This window comes from Streptococcus sp. HMSC062H02, from assembly GCF_001813005.1.
Taxonomy (GTDB): Bacteria; Bacillota; Bacilli; order Lactobacillales; family Streptococcaceae; genus Streptococcus; species Streptococcus oralis_S.
On the sequence record NZ_KV811132.1, the window covers coordinates 156,298 to 175,969 of the forward strand.

The following is a 19,672-nucleotide window of genomic DNA, read 5'->3' on the forward strand; positions in this document are numbered from 1 at the left end:
ACAAAATTTTATATAAGGAGATTTTTGCAAATGAACAATCAGGATATTGCAAAAAAGGTCATCGAAGCCCTTGGTGGACGTGAAAATGTCAACAGTGTAGCCCACTGCGCGACTCGTCTACGTGTCATGGTCAAAGATGAAGGAAAAATCAAGAAGGAAGTGATTGAGAACTTGGATAAAGTTCAAGGGGCTTTCTTTAACTCAGGCCAATACCAAATCATCTTTGGGACTGGTACAGTAAACAAGATGTACGACGAAGTGGTTGCACTTGGTTTGCCAACCTCTTCTAAAGAAGACATGAAAGCAGAAGCTGCTAAACAAGGAAACTGGTTCCAACGTGCTATCCGTACTTTCGGTGACGTCTTTGTACCAATCATTCCAGTTATCGTAGCGACAGGTCTCTTCATGGGTCTTCGTGGTCTCTTGAACGCTCTTGGAATCACACTTCCAGAAGATGTTACCATTTACAGCCAAATCCTCACAGATACAGCCTTCATCATCTTGCCAGGTTTGGTTGTATGGTCAACCTTCCGCGTATTCGGTGGTAACCCAGCCGTTGGTATCGTCCTTGGTATGATGCTCGTATCTGACTCACTTCCAAATGCCTGGGCTGTTGCTTCTGGTGGTGAAGTAACTGCAATGCAGTTCTTCGGATTTATCCCAGTTGTAGGTTTGCAAGGTTCAGTTCTTCCAGCCTTCATCATCGGGGTTGTCGGAGCTAAATTTGAAAAAGCTGTTCGTAAAGTTGTTCCAGATGTACTTGACCTCTTGGTAACACCGTTCGTAACACTCCTTGTAATGTCAATCCTTGGATTGTTTGTTATCGGACCAGTCTTCCACGTTGTTGAAAGTTACATCCTCATTGGAACAAAAGCTATTCTTAACTTGCCATTCGGACTTGGTGGTTTCTTGATTGGTGGAGTTCACCAATTAATCGTCGTATCAGGTGTTCATCACATCTTCAACTTGCTTGAAGTTCAATTGCTTGCTGCTGACCATGCTAACCCATTCAACGCCATCATCACTGCAGCGATGACAGCTCAAGGGGCTGCGACAGTAGCCGTTGGTGTGAAAACTAAAAATCCTAAACTTAAAACACTTGCTTTCCCAGCTGCTCTTTCTGCCTTCCTAGGTATTACTGAGCCTGCTATCTTCGGGGTTAACTTGCGTTTCCGTAAACCATTCTTCCTTTCATTGATTGCTGGTGCAATCGGTGGTGGATTGGCATCTATCCTTGGACTTGCTGGTACTGGTAATGGTATCACAGTCATCCCTGGTACAATGCTTTACATTGGTAACGGACAACTTCTACAATACCTTCTTATGGTAGCTGTATCATTTGTACTTGGTTTTGCTCTTACTTACATGTTTGGTTACGAAGATGAAGTAGAAGAAGTTTCAGGAGCAATTTCTGAAGCTGAAACTGACCGTTTAACAGAAGAAGCAGTAACTGGTACTGTGGTTTCACCTAGCGAAGGTGTTATCCAAACACCAATCGTTGGTGACGTTGTTGCTCTTTCAAATGTGAATGACCCAGTATTCTCAAGTGGAGCTATGGGACAAGGTATCGCCGTGAAACCTAGCCAAGATGTTGTTTATGCACCAGCTGATGCTGAAGTAACAATCGTCTTCCCAACTGGCCATGCTTATGGATTGAGAACAGCTAACGGTGCTGAAATCTTAATTCACGTTGGTATCGACACTGTTTCAATGAACGGTGAAGGCTTCAACCATAAAGTTGCCCAAGGTGACAAGGTTAAAGCTGGAGATGTTCTTGGAACATTTGACTCAGCTAAGATTGCTGCTGCAGGTCTTGATAACACAACTATGGTTATCGTAACCAACACTGCAGACTTTGCTTCAGTAAATCCAGTTGCTTCTGGATCAGTTGCTAAGGGTGACGCAATCATCGAAGTGAAAGCCTAGTCCTCTTCGAAAATCAGATTTAAAAACAAAACGAACAAATATTATGTTTGTTCGTTTTTACTTGGATGGTAAGATTTACAGAGGAAAATCTAAAATATTGAGAAATCTAGCCCTTTAAAATGTGCTATAATAGAGAAAACAAAGATAAGAGGTTTATCATGACAAAATTATATGGAAGCTTAGAAGCGGGCGGTACAAAGTTTGTCTGTGCTGTCGGGGATGAAAATTTTAACGTTGTAGAAAAAACACAGTTTCCTACAACAACTCCTATCGAGACCATCGATAAAACCATCGAATTCTTTTCAAAATTCGATAATCTTGCAGGTCTTGCCATCGGTTCCTTTGGTCCTATCGATATCGACAAAAACTCAAAAACCTACGGCTTTATCACAACGACTCCAAAACCTCACTGGGCAAATGTAGACCTACTTGGTGCCCTACGTCGTGCCCTCAACGTACCCATGTATTTCACAACTGACGTGAACAGCTCTGCCTATGGTGAAGTGGTTGCTCGTAACAATGCTGGTGGTCGTATCGAAAACTTGGTTTACTACACGATCGGTACAGGTATCGGTGCAGGTGTTATCCAACGTGGTGAGTTTATCGGTGGTGTGGGTCACCCTGAGATGGGTCACTACTATGTGGCTAAACACCCAATGGATGTGGAAAAAGAATTTAACGGCGTCTGTCCATTCCACAAGGGCTGTTTGGAAGGCTTTGCGGCTGGTCCAAGTCTCGAAGCCCGTACAGGTGTTCGTGGCGAAAACATCGAACTCAACAGTTCTGTCTGGGATGTTCAAGCCTACTATATCGCTCAGGCTGCGGTCAATGCTACCGTGACGTTCCGTCCAGACGTCATCGTCTTTGGTGGTGGGGTTATGGCCCAACAACACATGCTGGACCGTGTGCGTGAGAAATTCACAGCTCTTCTCAATGGTTACCTACCAGTACCAGATGTGCGTGACTATATCGTGACTCCAGCAGTTGCTGGAAATGGTTCTGCCACACTTGGGAACTTTGTCCTTGCTAAGAGTGTCGCAAAATAAAACAAACAAAAAATCCGCTTGGGAAACCAAACGGATTTTTCTATTCTCAAAACATCTGCCAGAAGAAATCAATAATATAAGTCAAACCATAAGTATAAACCACTAGGGTAAAGGGCTTGGTCAGAATGATGATAATCATATAGCGCTTGAAGGTCATCTTGGTGAGGGCAGCCAGCATGCAGAGAAAGTCAGCCGGGCTAACAGGCCAGATCATCATAAAGATAAAGAACCGCTCGAAACGATTGCCCTTATCTAGCCAACCGATGTACTTGTCATAGGTGCGCTTGCTGACGACGGACTGAACAAAGGCAGCTCCGTAGAGACGCACCAGGTAAAAGATAATGGCACAGCCAATCACGATGCCGATATAGTTATAGATGGTTCCGATGATGTGGCCGTAAATAAAGACCCCAGCCACTGAGGTCAAAGCTCCCGGAATGATTGGAACAACGGTTTGTAGGATCTGTAAAAAGATAAAGAGTGGTGGTCCCCAAACCCCAGCTTGCTGGATAAAGGCCGATAGGGTTTCCTTGGATTGTAAAACACCCGCCTGATAGGCCCAAATACAGAAAATCAAGGTGCCGACTCCCCCAACGATAGATGAAATATTGATGACTTGCTGTAGAAGGGGAGAAACAGCTTTCATTTGCTTATCCTGTGACATGTAAACTCCTCATAGATAGTATGATTCTACTATACCATATTTTATGGAGAAAAACTATCTGGATTATCTGACTGGTGAAATAAGTGTGGTAAAATGAGAATAAGAAAATGATGGTATAGAATGAGGGGTATCATGTTAGGTTTAAACTTTAAAGGAAGCTGGCGCCAATATCAAAAACAGGTCTTGGATCGTTTTCAGGACTATCAAGCAGACGGCCATGTTCATCTAGTGGCCGCTCCAGGGTCTGGAAAGACAACCATTGGTATCGAGCTAATCGCTCGTTTTGGCAACCCAGCCCTCATCTTAGTTCCGACTGTAACCATTCGTGAACAATGGGTGGATAGAATACAAACTGCTTTTCTAGAGGATTGTCAGAGGCTTTCAGACCTCGTTTCCCAAAACTTAAAGGAGATGAAGGTATTAACGATTGTGACCTATCAGGCTTTTCATAGTGCCATGAACCAACTTCAATCACAAGAAGATGGAGAAGCAGAGGATTTTGTGGGGTTTGATTTGCTTGCAAGCCTAAGAGCTCAGAAAGTTGCTACTCTTTGTTTGGACGAATGCCACCACCTGCGCAATGAATGGTGGAAAAGTCTGGAAGCCTTTCGCAAGCAGTATGGACCGCTGAAACTCATCTCCCTGACAGCGACACCACCATATGACAGCGATCCTGAACTCTGGGAACGCTATATCCGAATGTGCGGGGAGATCGATCAAGAAATCACGGTACCTGAACTAGTCAAGGAAGACACTCTTTGCCCTCATCAGGATTTTGTCTATATGTGCTCACCAACAGCTGAAGAGGCGGAACGTCTCAAACAGTTTGAGGAGACTAAGTGGGACTATATTCATCACCTTATAGTCGATCCTGATTTTCAAACATTTGTAGCAGGGTCTAAGGTCCTCAAAGGGGATATTTCATCTGATTTGCTTTTAGAAGATCCCAAGTACTTGTCTGCTATGTTGATTTATATGCATTCTCAGGGGTTAACGATTCCTCCCTCTTTGCAAAATTTACTGGGAACCCAGAGGCTTCCAACATTGACCTCCTACTGGTTGGAGACGCTGTTGCAGAGCATACTCTATCAGACACCAGATTGGTATGAGGATCCAGATGGATATAGGAAAAAGTTAGAGGCTGACTTGAAGGCGCGTGGGTTGGTGGAAAAACGTCAGGTTTATCTGGTTAAGTCTAAGGCTTCTGACCAGCTTTTAACCCAATCTCTAGGGAAGTTGTCTGCCATTGCCGATATCTTTTTGACGGAGTATGAGAGTCTAGGTCAGGAACTGAGACAGTTAGTACTAGCTGACTATATTCGCAAGGATTTTGCCACCTATCTGGGAGATAATCAGGCAACCATTTCTCAGTTGGGGGTTCTCCCTTATTTTGAAAGCATTCGTCGAAAAGCTCAGGAGCAAGAAATACCTGTGTCATTGGCTGTCTTGTCAGGTAGTGTCGTTATTTTGCCTACCGATGTGGCAGCAGAGTTGAAGGAATTCTTGCCTCAGGTTCCTCTTAGTTTCTCATCTATTGGTCACTTGGATCCAAAAGATTATGTGCAGGTTGGTTTTCCGAGCTCAGCTAAGGGAATCGTGGCGGCAGTGACGGAGCTTTTTCAACGAGGGCGGATTCAAGTCCTAGTCGGAACCAAATCTCTCCTCGGAGAGGGTTGGGATGCTCCTTGTGTTAATTCCCTAATCCTCGGAAGCTTTGTGGGGAGCTTTATGCTGAGTAACCAGATGCGTGGGCGTGCCATTCGTATCTGGCCGGGACATCCAGAAAAGACCAGCAACATCTGGCATCTGGTAGCCGTTCAAGCGCAAGCACTTATCACTCTTCCTGGTGAGGAGCCTAGACCAGAGAGCAATCAGGATCTGCAGACCTTGTCGCGACGGATGGAGCATTTTCTTGGCTTGGCCTATAATCAGGAGAGTATTGAGACCGGTTTGGATCGTTTGGATTTTCCAAAGCCCCCTTTTAAGAAAAAGCAAATTGGTGAGTACAATGAGCGAGTTAAGAGTCTCTCCAAGGATCGAGCAGGCTTGCGTCAAAAATGGCAGGATGCTCTTGTTGTAGCGGATCAATTTGAGATAGTTACACAAGTCGCAACCCAAAAACAGAAGATCCCAGTCATGCTCTTGCTTGATGCATTAAAATGGGTTCGCATGTCATTGCTCTTGTTGGCAGTGGATTTGTTGGTTTTGCTATTTAGACTAAGACTGATCGGTGTTTGGTGGCTTACGGTAGCCTGTCTCCTATTTTTTGCCTTTGCATCTTGGCGCTACCTCTGCTATAAGAGTCCCTATAAACGCTTGCAGTCTCTGGGTGAGCAGATCCGAAAGGCTCTTCTAGATTCGGGGCATCTAACGGATGATCAATCCCGTGTTCAGGTAGAGGAGAATAAGGAAAATTACATGGTCTTTGCCTATCTCAAGGGAGGAAGCATGAGGGACAAGGAGTTGTTTGCACATACTTTGGGAGAGTTCTTTGCTCCAGTGGACAACCAGCGCTATCTCTTGAAGGCAGAGAAAGTCCGACAAGGTCAGTCACCTTACTATGTCGTGCCTAGTCTTTTTGACAAGCGCAAGGAAGAAGCACAGAAATTCCTCGACTTTCTGACGCCGACTATCGGACGTTATCATCTCGTCTACACACGAACAGAGGCAGGAAGGAAAAACCTTCTCGAAGCTCGTATCCAAGCTCTCTCTAACAAAAATGACCGTACCTTGACTAAGAAGAAGGTTAAAAGCCGGTTGGAGTAGGAGCGTATGGGAAAATCCATCTGAAACATGATATAATATAGTAAAATTGTGCATTATAAAGGAGAGAATGATGCAAGTAAAACCAGAACTGGAGATAGAAAAACAACTGATCACCCAACTGGTAACTGGGGAAAGTCAATGGACTTATAGAGAAGACCTAAAAACAGAAGAACAATTATGGGACAATTTCTTTACTAAACTAGCCCAAAATAACGTTGCCCTGCTAGCAGATCATCCTTTGACTGAGCAGGAAAAACGCCAGATTCAAAATCAACTCAACTTTGTCAGCTACTATGATGCTGCCAAGTGGTTGGTCGGAGAAAATGGCATTGCCAAAGTCGAGGTTCAGAGAGAAGATGCCAGCTTAGGCACCATTCGTTTATCAGTTATCTGGCGAGACAATATCGCAGCTGGTAAGTCGAGCTATGAAGTAGTCAACCAAGTCGAGCGAGACAAGGCGTACCCTCAAGATCAAGACAGACGAATGGATGTGACTCTTCTGATTAATGGACTTCCTATGATTCACATTGAGCTCAAGAGTCCAGGAGTTGGATTTTTGAAAGCTTTTTATCAGATAGAAAAATACGACCGTGAAGGAAAGTTCCGAGGTATTTACTCAAGCTTGCAGATGTTTGTCGTGACCAATAAGGTTGACACTCGCTATATCGCTGCAGCCCGTGAAAATAAACTAAACAAACAGTTTCTGACCAAGTGGGTGGATAAGGACAACCGGCCTGTGACGGATCTGACCAGCTTTGCCCATGAGGTACTCTCCATACCGCGGGCCCATCAGATGGTCATGCAGTATTCAGTCATTGATGATAGCAAGAAAGCCCTGATCCTCCTGCGTCCTTATCAGATCCATGCCATTGAGGCAGTACAGGACGCTTCTCGTCGTCAAGAGTCGGGCTATATCTGGCACACGACAGGTTCAGGGAAGACCCTGACCTCTTACAAAGTAGCCCGCAATCTCTTGCAGATCCCTGCCATCCAAAAGACCATCTTTGTCGTCGATCGTAGAGATCTGGACCAGCAGACGACCTCATCCTTCCTCTCATACGCTGCCAACGATGTCATTGATATCGATGAGACGGATAATACTCACGAACTAGTCAAACGTCTAGGTGGCAATGACAAGCGCGTGGTAGTCACGACCATTCAGAAAATTGCGACCATGATGCGCAAGTTTGAAGAAGGCAAGTACCAGCGGGATGCTGGGAAGATCAAGGACCTGCGCGTGGCCTTTGTCGTGGATGAATGCCACCGAGCTGTCACTCCACAAATGCAAAAGGAGATCAAGGCCTACTTCCGAAACTCTCTCTGGTACGGCTTTACAGGGACTCCGATCTTCAAGGAAAACAAACGAAAACAAGTGGGAGACTTGGCTCAAACAACCCACCAACAGTATGGCGAACGCCTGCATGAATACACAGTTAAGGAAGCCATCCATGATGGAGCAGTTCTCGGCTTTAAGGTGGATTATCGAAATACCATCATCTCTGATATGCTGGAGGAGGAGATTCCTGATAGTGCTTATGAGGACAAGGAACACATGCTAGAAGTCCTGGATGCTATCCTTAATAAGAGCCAGCAACAGCTCAATATCCCTAAAGGAGTTGGAAAAAGCTATGACGCTATTTTGACGGTCAAGTCTATCCCACAAGCACAGGCTTATTATAATCTGCTCAAGAGTATCATGGCTGGCAAGGAACGGGTCAAAGTCTCCGAGCGGGTCAAACGCCATTTACCGGATTTTCCAAAGTTTACCATCACTTACTCAGTGTCTGAAAATGAGGAAGAGTCTATCGGTTACCAAGACCATATGAAGCAGGTTATGGAGGACTATAACCAAGAGTTTGATACTCACTTTACAATGGCGGATCTTCGTGGCTTTAACACAGATGTCAATAACCGCCTTGCTCGAAAACAGGATAAGTATCTCTATCGCAAGGAGCAGTTGGACTTGGTTATTGTGGTCAATCGTCTCTTAACAGGATTTGATGCCCCTTGTCTATCGACCCTCTTTATCGATCGTAAACCAATGCAACCGCAGGACTTAATTCAGGCATTTAGTCGTACCAACCGTATCTTTGATTCTAGTAAATCCTATGGTCATATCATCACCTTCCAAAAACCTCTAGCCTTTAAGGAAGCGGTGGACAATGCCCTCAAGCTCTACTCAAATGGTGGAGAAAACGAGGTCCTAGCCCCTAGCTGGGAAGAGGAAAAGAGGAACTTTTTACGGAGTTGTAGTGATTTCCAAAATCTCATCACCGATGATCCTGAGCAAGGACTCCAAATCGAGCAAATCTCTACACCTGAGTTGAGAAAGCTCGCCAAGGCCTATCAAGTCTTTGATAAATATCTAGCCTCTATCCGAGTGTATAAAGAGTATGATGAGGAAGAAATCTATGCCCAGACACGACTAAGCGCAGAAGAATTGGAGATTTATCTAGGCTTCTATCAAAATATCCTAGCAGAATTAAAAAGTCGAAGAGATGATGGTGATGAGGATGGGGAGCCCCTTGATATTCACTATGAACTAGAGTCTATCCAAGTGGATGAAATCAACTATGCCTATATCCTAACCTTAATCCAAAGCCTGATCGAGCAAGGTCAGAGTCAAGAAAAGAACTTAAGCGCTCAAGATAGAGAGGCAGTGGATAGCTATATTCAGAGCCTTGAGAAGACCAACCCAAATCTTGCCCAGATCATCACTGAACTATGGAAGGAAGTACAGGACAAGCCAGAAAGCTATCGTGGTCAGTCTATCGCAAATATCTTGGATCAGATGATTGAGGCGGTCATCCAGCAACACATCCAAGTATTTAGCAAACGTTGGTATGTCGGAGAGGATGAACTCCGTTACTATGTCGAGCACTACCGCAAGGGAGCCAAGAAACAACTAGGAGAAAGCCAGCTGACCAAGAGCCAGCGCTATCAGGACTATAAAGTTGAGGTGGCAGATGCCCTCAATCCTCTCCTCTATAAAAAACAAATCAAGGAAGCTTGTAAGCAACTTGTCGAAGAAGTCATTGAGCCACTCAGAGTGGGGAGATAGTCCTTCTAAGTTTCGAAGGCATAGACTTCCTAAAGTTTATATGTATTCTAAACTTAGAATAATAAGAAATACATAAATTTATGAGCATTCTAAGCTTCGAATGGTCTAGATAAGAAAATTTTGAAGTCTTCGAGCTTTCGAATAGTCGTCTTTCCTAAAGTTTAGATGTATTCTAAAGCTAGAAAATTTAAAATCTAAAAATAGTAAGAGTCTCTATCTGACAGACGGAGTGTATGTCTAGTCAGATAGGGATTTTCTATTTCTGAAATGACGGATTTATTCTATAAAAGTAAAAAATAGACAAAAAAAGTGCTGTTGGGATGATAAAGTAGACAGTTGAGCGGATGAATGTCCTAAGTTCTTTGCTATTTGTTAGAATTGTCTTATCAACTTAAAGGAGAAAATCTGATGAAGAAAGATAAAGAAAATGAGGAGAGTTTCCTATCGGACCTTCCTCTATGGGGACTCGTATTTTTGGTTTGTGTATTGCTTCAAGTCTATGTAGGAAAGGATAGACCTTTGATTCAACCTCCTAGACAAGGAAGCATTGTAAAAACAGATCAAAAACAGGTCTATCTTCCAGAACTAATCCAGTCTTTATTTGATAAAGAAAAAACTAAATGATTCGTTAAATAGAAAGGTTATTATGACAAAAACATTTACCATCCGTCCGCTAAGCTACACCAACTTTACCAACCGTGAGTTTGAAAGTCTCATGGTAGATACAGGTCAACTACTAGAAGCTTTTGCTAAGGCTCATAAGGACGAGCCTATGTATGGCAAGCATCTCGATTCCTTCAGGAGCAAGCTAGCAGACTTCCAAGGCCAACTCGCTATCGTGGAAAAGAAAGAGGCGATGAACCTGACCGAAGTCGATCGAAATCGTGACAGTGCCCTAGTCGGTCTCTTTACTCTTCATCGAGGCTTTGCTAAGATCAAGGATACCAAACTCAAAGAAGCCCATGAGACTTTGAAACCAGTCTTTGCCAAGTACAAGGACATTACCAAGCACAGCAATGATGTGGAAACAGCAGAAATCAAGAGTCTGCTCAAAACACTGAGTGAAGAACCCTACCAGACAGCAGTGACCAGTCTAGGACTAACCCCTATGCTCCTTGCAGTTACTAGTGCGCAGGAGGAATATGATAAGGTGGAAAGTCAGGCGCGTGCGCATAAGTCTGCTAAGGAAGTTGGCAAGACCAGACAAGTCCGTACCGAAATAACCAGCATCTACGACCTCTTTATGCGCTATACCGCAGCTAGCGCAGAAGCCTATCCTGAAAAAGAACACCTGACCAAACTCCTTAAAGACCTCAATACAATACGAGATAGTAAACGACGATTGAGTGGCTCGGGTAAGAAGGATAAGAAAGCGAAAACAGAAGAAGCGACACAAGTGGCAGGATAAAGACAACCCCTTAGAAATCCATTTCTGAGGGGATTTTGATGTCTGTAGAAATGTTTGGAAGAACTAAAATTAACTGGTATAATAGATAAAGGCAAATATAAAATGAAGGTTTATCTATGAAAAAAAATTATATTGAACATGAAGTAAAAGTAAAACTCATGGATTCAATACTCAATAATGATGGAGATTACCAATGGTTTCTAGATTATATTGAAAATAATTTTGATAACGATGATATTGATTCTTGGGAAAACTTTGAGAATAGGTATGTGTCTTTTTCAAAAATAATTGATTATTTCTCTAAAATCCAAAAGATTGAAGATAAAGAATTGAAAACGGATTTTGTTCTGTTAAAAGATATTATTTTGATTTCTAGATTCAAATTAGATTTAATTACGTGGTCACAATTATCTATTAAAGTCCAGTCAAATTTTGGAAAAATATTAGCACTAGCACTATATATAACTAAATTGATGAGTTTAAAAAATCAATTAAATGATGAAATTAATTTTGGGATTTTTTCGATTAAGAATTTTTGGCAGGTGTATAATTTAGATGAAGTTATTGAGCGTAAAGAATTGATTTACGATTATTTAGAAAGTATTTCAATAAAAAACTTTGACAGAGAAAAAGAAATTATTTCTTCTAATTTAAATCATGAGGATACAACTTGCTCAATGCAATTCCTTGCTGTATTAAAATCATTAGCTTTTAATACAACTACATTTTCTTACAATTATAAAAAATATGAATACAAGGTGATTACATGGCAAGAGAGAGTTGTATTAGGATTTGTAACTCGTCCACTTGATGTCTTATTAAAAGATGAGGATTTTAATTCACGTTTTTCAGTTGAACAATTAAAAAAATTAATCGATTATTTCCATGGTGATGGAGTAGTGCGATATATAATTGAGACTATAATTTATGAAAAATTCAATATCTTGCCTTCATCTATGGTAGTTGAAAACCATATACAGTTACTGCTCTTTAATGTTTCTATGAAGTCTGATTTTGAACTTTTTAACTCAAGTTCAGTATTATTTTTATCAAAACTTTTTAAAAAAAAAGATTTTAAAAAGATAAGTATCAGTAATTATTTGCGTTATAAATTCATGCAAGCTATTCAAAATGTTGAAGAACCAAAACAAATTGAAAAATTAAAAGCTTTAGGTTTCCCAACTAGCAAGCAACAAAATGAAAGATTAAAAAGTTATTCACGTGATCTTTATAAATCAATTTCTAATGTCCAAAATAATGCTGATTTAATTTGTTATTTTGATAGTGTATCACTTGTTGTGTATTTAGATAATGAGTATTTCTTTCAAATATGCCAAAAGTTTCGGGAAGTTGTAATTGAGAAAGAAGAAACGCAATCACTAGAAACGGCCAATATGTTTCTAATGTATATGAAATTTTTATACTTTCTAAGTGATAATCTTGGTGAACATTTAAATAAAAATTTGTTAATAAATGAAATTATTTCTATTCAAAATTTGTGGGAAAATACTTATTATGAACAAGAACTTAACAATATGCAAGAATTTACTTATCAACAAGAAATTTCGAATACGGAGATTGATAAATTTAATTATTTATTAATAAAACATCCATTTTCTATAGCGAATCAATGTATATTAGTTACAGAAGAAAAGACTATCCAAATTATGGAATTAGCTTCTGAAAATGCATTGATATATTTTATGAATAGAATAATAGTTGACCCAATATTTCCTAAAGATAGTTCTGATATAGTATTGGATAGACATGATGTTGACCAATTACTAGAGAAATACGTAAAATCAATTATTGATAATAAGAGTTATAAGTTTCGTAATATTTTAAAACCAAATAAATATATGCTTGCTTTACATGAAAATTATATCCGAAATGTGACTTTTTTAACTACTATTTTTAATAGAACAGAGGAACTGTATCTTTATTTAAATAGTTGTAGCAGATTTAATTTTATTGAATTTGATAAAGAGATTAAAATTGCACATATTACTCAATTATTTCCGTTGCTGGAAGAAAAAATTAGAGAACTTGCGAGACTGTCTGGTTATAATCCTTTTAAGATGCAAAAGAAGGAGTTTATGAATTACAGAGATCCAAGTTCAATTCTCAGAGAGATAATTACTGAAGTTTTTAATCTTACAGATAGCTTTGAGAATATTCCTGATTTGTTATTTGTCTATCATTTTATGTATAATAGTAATTCACTCAATATTCGAAATGAGTGTATACATGGTAGAGATTTTTTAAGTGGTGAAAGATTGATTCTAGCATTTAAAGTTACAATGTTATCCATCCAGATGATTGAGAATAGAATTAAATTAATTAAAGAAAATTCAAGATAAATGAGAAATAATTTATGATAAAAGTAAATAAACCTAAAATAAGATTTAAAAATTTTAATGATAGTTGGAGCTTAAGAAAATTAAGCGACACTCAAACTGATTTTAAAGATGGTAATTATGGAGAAGCTTACCCTAAAGAAACAGACCTAACATCTTCAACTCAGGGAGTTCCTTTTCTGAGAGGAAGTGATTTGGATAATGGAAAGTTGACTCTAACAAATGCTAGATATATAACTCAATCAAAACACAATGAATTGATATCTGGACACTTGATTGAAGACGACATTGTAATTGCAGTAAGAGGTAGTCTGGGTTCGTTAGGGTACGTTGGACCTGATAATGAGGGATGGAATATAAACTCACAGTTAGCAATTATAAGAACCAGAAAAATAGAATTAATAGGTAATTATTTAATACAATTTTTATTATCAAATAGGGGTAATAAGGAGATTTCATCACATATTACTGGTACAGCATTAAAGCAGTTGCCTATTAAGCAATTAAAAAATATAAAAGTTCCTATTCCAAAAATAGAAGAACAATCCGCCATCGGCTCTCTCTTCCGCACCCTCGACGACCTTATGTCTAGCTACAAGGACAATCTCGCCAACTACCAATCTCTCAAGGCGAGTATGCTTTCCAAGATGTTTCCCAAAGCTGGACAGACAGTCCCCGAGATACGTTTGGATGGATTTGAGGGTGATTGGGAACTAATTAAGTTAGGTGAAGTCTGTGATTTGATTACAAAGGGAACAACTGCAAAATCTCAATCAGAACAAGGAAAGGTCAATTTTATCAAAGTTGAAAACTTGAAAGATAACGAAATCTATTCTGGTGTTAAAATTTCAGAGGAAGAACATTTGGGAACCTTGAAGAGATCTATATTATATGAAGGAGATATATTATTTTCGATTGCGGGTACTCTTGGTAGAACTGCAATTGTTAGAAATGATATTCTCCCGGCTAATACAAATCAAGCTCTTGCAATTATTAGAGGTTATAAATTAGATGCATATTTTTTATTAGTAGTATTATCTGGGGAAGTTGTGAAAGATTATATCCGAAAAAATCCTACAGTAGGTGCACAACCAAATTTATCCTTGGAACAAGTTTCATCTTTAAAAATACAAGTTCCTTCCATAAAAGAACAACAAGCCATCGGCGCTTACTTCTCTAACCTCGATAATCTCATCAATTCTTATCGAGAAAAAAATTCTCAGCTTGAGACTCTGAAAAAGAAACTCTTGCAGGATATGTTTATTTAAGGAGACGTTATGTATAGCTCTATTAAAGAATTAATTGAAAAGTTAGAATCCGAAAAGAAAAGACTTCAAGATAACTTTAGTCAATTGGCTGATTATGAAAAAGAAGTATATAAGAATCAATACCAGCAAGTAGATGAAGATTTTTCTAACCTTATTGATTTGATTAACAACGAGCTAAAAGATGAGTCTTTATCTGATGATGTAACTGAAAAGTACAAAAATCTACGTAATACTTGGTTAGAAAGTCTATCGAATTGTTATGGTGGTGATGTTTATATGTATGAAACAGCCTTGCCTCAACTTTTAGAGAATTTTAAAGTAATTAAACTTTTCTCTTTTATTTCGAAAGTGGTTTCTACAACAGTTATTATAGGAGCTAATGGAGCGGGAAAATCAAGTCTTATTAATGAGTTAAGAAAGAATAGTATAGATGAGATGTATGTTTTACCAGCTCAAAAAATACTATATTTTGTGTTTAACACTTTTGGTCGCGATAGTATCAATAAAGACCAATATATATCAAATTTGAAAAACGTAGAAACTAAATATGATACTATTCAAATACAGACTAATAAGATTGAAGATGATTTTTCGGGTGCTTTTACTAAGCTGATAACACTGTGGGTAAAGGATTATGCAAAGGTAGTGACTGATAATTCCAGGGGAGTAGAGGGGGTGCCTGTTGCTTTATTGGAAAGAGTGGAACAAATATGGAATCAAATTTTCCCAGAGATAACATTTTATCCTGAACCTAATGATAGAGTTTTAGAAGTTGTAAGAAATGGGAATAAATATAGTATAAATGGCCTTAGTGATGGGGAACGCTGTGTATTATTTTATATTGGTAACGTTCTTCTTGCTCCAGAAAATAGCTATATTGTTGTTGATGAACCAGAAACATTCCTTAATGCTGCTGTCTATAATGAATTATGGGATTTGCTAATATCAGAGCGACCGGATTGTCAATTTATTTTTGCTTCACATAATATGGATTTTGTCCAATCAAGAACTAATGCTACCTATGTGTGGTGCAAGAAATTTGAAGCACCTTATGATTTTGATTATGAAATATTGGAAGACTCACAAGAAATGCCTTTATCCTTATTAACTGAAGTATCTGGGACAAGAAAGCCAATATTATTTTGTGAGGGAACTAAAACGAGTATAGACTATCAGATTTATTCCAAATTATTTAGTGAATTTTGTTTTGTAAAACCCGTTCAAGGACATAAACAGGTCATTCAACATACAAAAGCCTATAATAATTTACAACATATACATGGTAATATAGCTTATGGTATTATTGATTATGACTGGATGGAGGAGATAAGAATTGAAAAATATAAAAGAAAAAATATTTTTGTTATACCATTTAATGAAATAGAGATGCTTCTAGTAGACGAAGCAATAGTGAAGTCAGTTTTAGAATCTGAAGAACAGGATAAAGAGCAAAAATTTAATAGACTCCAAAAAGTTATTATTGATTCTTGTACAATAAATAAAGATAAAATAATACGTATCGCCTTGAAAAAAAGACTAGATGAGTTTATGGAAGGTCATTTGATAGAAACAAGAGAACCAACCGAGGATGATGCACTAGCATTTTTAGAAAATTTATCAGAAAAATTTGATATAACTGTAACATTAGGAAATATAACTAAAATTGTGGAAGATAGCATAGCTTCTTCAGATTTTTCGACAATTTTAAAGATTTGTAACTTAAAAAATGAAATAATTGCTTCTAAAGAAATTAAAGAAATAGCTTCTAACTTTAAAGAAAAAGCTTTAAGTAGTATTGCAATGAATAATGATTTACAAATTACATTACGTCATAAATATTTTGAAGAATTGGAAGCAAAACTATTGAACCATTAAATTAATTTTTGATATTTTGAATTAAGTAAAATAGAAAGAAACATTATGGAAACAACACAAACTTCCCAGTCGCTCTACCAAGCCCTGTGGAACTCAGCGGATGTTCTCCGCTCTAAGATGGATGCTAATGATTACAAGTCTTATCTCTTGGGCATGGTCTTTTACAAGTATCTGTCAGATAAGATGCTCTTTTTCGTGGCTGAGACCATGGAAGAGGGGACAGATAGTCTTGAGACTGCCCTTGAGGTCTATCGCAACTACTACGAGGATGCGGATACTCACGAGGATCTTCTTGCAGTTATGAAGGACGAACTCAATTATATCATCAAGCCTGAGTTGACCTTTACGGCTCTAGTAGCACGTGTCAATGAGGGGACTTTCCAGCTGGAAGATCTAGCTCAAGGTTTTCGTGATATCGAGCAGAGTGACGACCTCTATGAAAATCTTTTTGAAGATATAGACCTTTACTCTAAAAAGTTAGGGGCCACTCCGCAAAAGCAAAACCAAACGGTGGCGGCAGTCATGAAAGAGTTGGCTGTGCTAGACGTTGCTGGTCATGCGGGTGATATGCTGGGGGATGCCTATGAGTATCTGATTGGTCAGTTTGCGACTGACTCGGGTAAGAAAGCTGGTGAGTTCTATACACCTCAGCCTGTTGCAAAACTTATGACTCAGATTGCCTTTTTAGGTCGTGAGGACCAGCAAGGCTTTACCATCTATGATGCGACCATGGGCTCAGGCTCTCTCTTGCTCAATGCCAAGAAATACTCTCATAAACCGCAGACAGTTGTCTACTTTGGTCAGGAGCTCAATACCTCGACTTATAACTTGGCTCGGATGAACATGATTCTACACGGGGTCCCGGTGGAAAATCAATTTCTCCACAATGCCGATACACTGGATGAAGACTGGCCAACTCAAGAACCGACCAACTTTGATGGGGTTCTCATGAACCCTCCATACTCAGCCAAGTGGTCAGCAAGTTCTGGCTTTCTGAATGACCCTCGTTTCTCTCCGTTTGGGAAACTGGCACCTCAGTCCAAGGCTGATTTTGCCTTCCTCTTGCATGGGTATTATCACCTCAAGCAGGATAATGGGGTCATGGCTATCGTTCTTCCCCACGGTGTTCTTTTCCGTGGAAATGCGGAAGGAACTATTCGTAAGGCCTTGTTAGAAGAAGGCGCTATTGATACGGTTATCGGGCTACCTGCCAATATCTTCTTTAATACCAGCATTCCGACCACGGTTATCATTCTCAAAAAGAACCGTACCAACCGTGATGTTTACTTTATCGATGCTTCTAAGGAGTTTGATAAGGGGAAAAACCAGAATATCATGACGGATGCTCATATCGAGAAGATTCTGGAAGCCTACAAGTCTCGTGAAGAGATGGACAAGTTTGCCCACCTAGCAAGCTATGAAGAAATTGTCGAAAATGACTACAACCTCAATATCCCTCGCTATGTAGACACCTTTGAGGAAGAAGAAGTCGAGCCACTGACAGACATCGTCAGCAAGATTAACACGACCAATCAAGCAATCCAAAACCAAACAGCTTCTCTGCTTGAAATGCTCGGTCAACTCCACGGAACCACACCAGAAGCTGATGCAGAACTCGAAAAGTTTTTGCAAGAGTTTAAAGGGTGATAAGCGTAATTAATTCGCTCATATTCCGCTCATAATTCGCTCATTTTTAGGATACAACTTTGTTTCCATATTTCCTGGAAACTATTAGAAAGTAAGGAGAAACATGGAACAAACTAATCAAAAATCCCAGTGCCAGCAACTCTGGGCTAGAAACAAATACCTGGTCTTGAGCCATTCCAGCAATATTTACAATGAGATTCGTCAATATCTCAAGAATGAAGAGGTAGAGGTAAGTCATGTTCAAGAACTGATCGACCGTGCTTGTCAAATCCCAGAACACAGAGGTCAGGTTTGCAATGCCTTTCAGCATATTTGGGGATATTTCAAAAAGAAAGCGACAGATGATGAGCGCAAGGACTACATGCTCTTGCTGGATCGCTACCGCTTTGGTCAGGCTTCTAAGGAAGACTTGATTGCTAAGACTCGAGACTTGCTGGATCGCTATCCCAATACCTATTTGCAACATTCGACTTTACTGAAAGGAGACTCTCATGAGACTTTGGCATGAGGCTTTGATTTCACAACTTCCCCGCCCTCAACTTTTGGGGCAACATCGAGAGTGTTGTGCCCTGCGTGGCAATGGCTGGGGCAGAAAGCATGCGACAGTGGACTATGTCTTTACCCATTCGCCCTATCGTCTCTATGCCTACCATGACTTGATCATGAAGGAGATGGCTAACCGAGGCTATAATGTTAGTCCAGAATGGCTGGACAAGAACTACCGTGGTAAGACTTGCCCTTCTTATCAAGAGTTAGCAGAGGAGAAGCTAGGCAAGCCCATCTATAGTGAGCATGATGCAGGATACTATGAGGAATGTTTGGCTAATCTCCGTGAGAAAGGCATTGAGCTGGAGTAAGAGTCAGGATTAGCTCCATATTATAACTCTTCTCGTAATTTTTTCGAATAATAAAGATGAGACCTTTAGAATGATTCTAAGGTCTCCTTTTTATGGGTATTAGAATTTACTTTTAATAACTTTTAAGTTATAATTTGTTTAAAAAGCAAAGCGTGAACTCGAGAATTTGAAAGAAAGAGGATTGAGACATGAAAAATAGTGCCATTGGAAGTAATTGGAAGGATGTCCGAACAGAACTCTTTACCAAGAAAGAAATTCTTGAAAGTGATATGCGAGTGGTTATTATGAGTGAGTTGATTGAGGCTAGGCATGAGCAAGGTATCAGTCAGAAAAAACTAGAAGAACTCAGTGGAGTGAGCCAGCCTGTTATAGCTAGGATGGAGACAGGTAAGACCAGTCCTCAGTTGGATACGGTCTTAAAAGTCTTAGCTAGTTTAGGAAAGACACTAGCAGTCGTCCCACTTGAACAGGAAAAAGGTTGATAGGAATGAAATTACTTGGTTGGCTAAAATCATCCACTGGATAATTTTACCTCTCGTCCGCACTTTTTAAGGGAAATATCAAAATTACAAAAGAAAACCAACCTATAGTCTTTTCTAATAGCATGCCATAGTCACTGATGAGAATCGTCAATAGCTCGTTTGAGCATTCCAACTAAAATACAGCCACAAAACAAGTAAAACAAAGGATTTGAGACGCTGGTCTCAAGTCTTTTTCTTTTGACCAAAAGAGTGATATAGTTTCAAACTATATCAAAGCCTAATTATTTACAATTATACAGACAGTTTCTTTTCTGT

14 protein-coding genes are annotated in these 19,672 nt (G+C 39.6%); 13 read left to right on the forward strand and 1 reads right to left on the reverse strand.

Annotation, left to right across the window (positions count from 1 at the left end):
• Window positions 1–30 precede the first annotated feature (30 nt).
• A complete protein-coding gene (locus tag HMPREF2885_RS08200; protein WP_049484303.1) occupies window positions 31–1,926 on the forward strand; it encodes a sucrose-specific PTS transporter subunit IIBC in 1,896 nt (631 codons plus the stop codon).
• Window positions 1,927–2,084: 158 nt separating this feature from the next.
• The gene (gene scrK / locus HMPREF2885_RS08205) at window positions 2,085–2,972 is read left to right on the forward strand and encodes a fructokinase ScrK (protein ID WP_000164289.1); all 888 of its coding nucleotides are present in this window, start codon (window positions 2,085–2,087) and stop codon (window positions 2,970–2,972) included.
• A gap of 46 nt (window positions 2,973–3,018) precedes the next feature.
• Here the strand turns inward: scrK and HMPREF2885_RS08210 are convergent, their stop codons facing one another.
• Window positions 3,019–3,636, reverse strand: a complete 618-nt coding sequence (locus HMPREF2885_RS08210; RefSeq protein WP_000076176.1) for a TVP38/TMEM64 family protein — start codon at window positions 3,634–3,636, stop codon at window positions 3,019–3,021.
• 132 nt (window positions 3,637–3,768) lie between these two features.
• On the opposite strand from HMPREF2885_RS08210, the gene HMPREF2885_RS08215 reads away from it, so the two are divergent.
• The 11 genes from HMPREF2885_RS08215 (at window position 3,769) to HMPREF2885_RS08265 (ending at window position 19,357) form a co-directional block, all read left to right on the forward strand.
• Window positions 3,769–6,402 carry a DEAD/DEAH box helicase family protein gene (locus HMPREF2885_RS08215; RefSeq protein ID WP_070657752.1) on the forward strand — a complete coding sequence of 878 codons (2,634 nt, stop codon included), beginning with the start codon at window positions 3,769–3,771 and terminating at the stop codon, window positions 6,400–6,402.
• 67 nt (window positions 6,403–6,469) lie between these two features.
• Window positions 6,470–9,463, forward strand: a complete 2,994-nt coding sequence (locus HMPREF2885_RS08220; protein WP_070657753.1) for a type I restriction endonuclease subunit R — start codon at window positions 6,470–6,472, stop codon at window positions 9,461–9,463.
• 408 nt (window positions 9,464–9,871) lie between these two features.
• Window positions 9,872–10,087: a hypothetical protein gene (locus HMPREF2885_RS08225; RefSeq protein WP_070657754.1), complete on the forward strand. Its 216-nt coding sequence runs from the start codon at window positions 9,872–9,874 to the stop codon at window positions 10,085–10,087.
• A 22-nt stretch (window positions 10,088–10,109) separates the two neighbouring features.
• A complete protein-coding gene (locus HMPREF2885_RS10205) occupies window positions 10,110–10,871 on the forward strand; it encodes a DUF6261 family protein (RefSeq protein ID WP_070657756.1) in 762 nt (253 codons plus the stop codon).
• A 116-nt stretch (window positions 10,872–10,987) separates the two neighbouring features.
• Window positions 10,988–13,231, forward strand: coding sequence for an exodeoxyribonuclease V subunit gamma (locus tag HMPREF2885_RS08235; protein WP_070657757.1), 2,244 nt, complete (start codon window positions 10,988–10,990; stop codon window positions 13,229–13,231).
• A 14-nt stretch (window positions 13,232–13,245) separates the two neighbouring features.
• Window positions 13,246–14,496: a restriction endonuclease subunit S gene (locus HMPREF2885_RS08240; protein ID WP_070657760.1), complete on the forward strand. Its 1,251-nt coding sequence runs from the start codon at window positions 13,246–13,248 to the stop codon at window positions 14,494–14,496.
• A gap of 9 nt (window positions 14,497–14,505) precedes the next feature.
• Window positions 14,506–16,371 carry an AAA family ATPase gene (locus tag HMPREF2885_RS08245; RefSeq protein WP_070657761.1) on the forward strand — a complete coding sequence of 622 codons (1,866 nt, stop codon included), beginning with the start codon at window positions 14,506–14,508 and terminating at the stop codon, window positions 16,369–16,371.
• A 45-nt stretch (window positions 16,372–16,416) separates the two neighbouring features.
• Complete coding sequence (locus HMPREF2885_RS08250; RefSeq protein ID WP_070657763.1) at window positions 16,417–18,018, forward strand: type I restriction-modification system subunit M; 1,602 nt, start codon at window positions 16,417–16,419, stop codon at window positions 18,016–18,018.
• A 103-nt stretch (window positions 18,019–18,121) separates the two neighbouring features.
• Window positions 18,122–18,526 (forward strand): YbgA family protein, encoded by a 405-nt coding sequence (locus HMPREF2885_RS08255; protein WP_070657764.1) that lies wholly within the window; start codon window positions 18,122–18,124, stop codon window positions 18,524–18,526.
• Window positions 18,510–18,875 (forward strand): TIGR02328 family protein, encoded by a 366-nt coding sequence (locus tag HMPREF2885_RS08260; RefSeq protein ID WP_070657766.1) that lies wholly within the window; start codon window positions 18,510–18,512, stop codon window positions 18,873–18,875. Before HMPREF2885_RS08255 ends, HMPREF2885_RS08260 begins: the two co-directional genes overlap by 17 nt.
• Window positions 18,876–19,063: 188 nt before the next feature.
• Window positions 19,064–19,357, forward strand: coding sequence for a helix-turn-helix domain-containing protein (locus HMPREF2885_RS08265; protein ID WP_070657768.1), 294 nt, complete (start codon window positions 19,064–19,066; stop codon window positions 19,355–19,357).
• Window positions 19,358–19,672 lie beyond the last annotated feature (315 nt).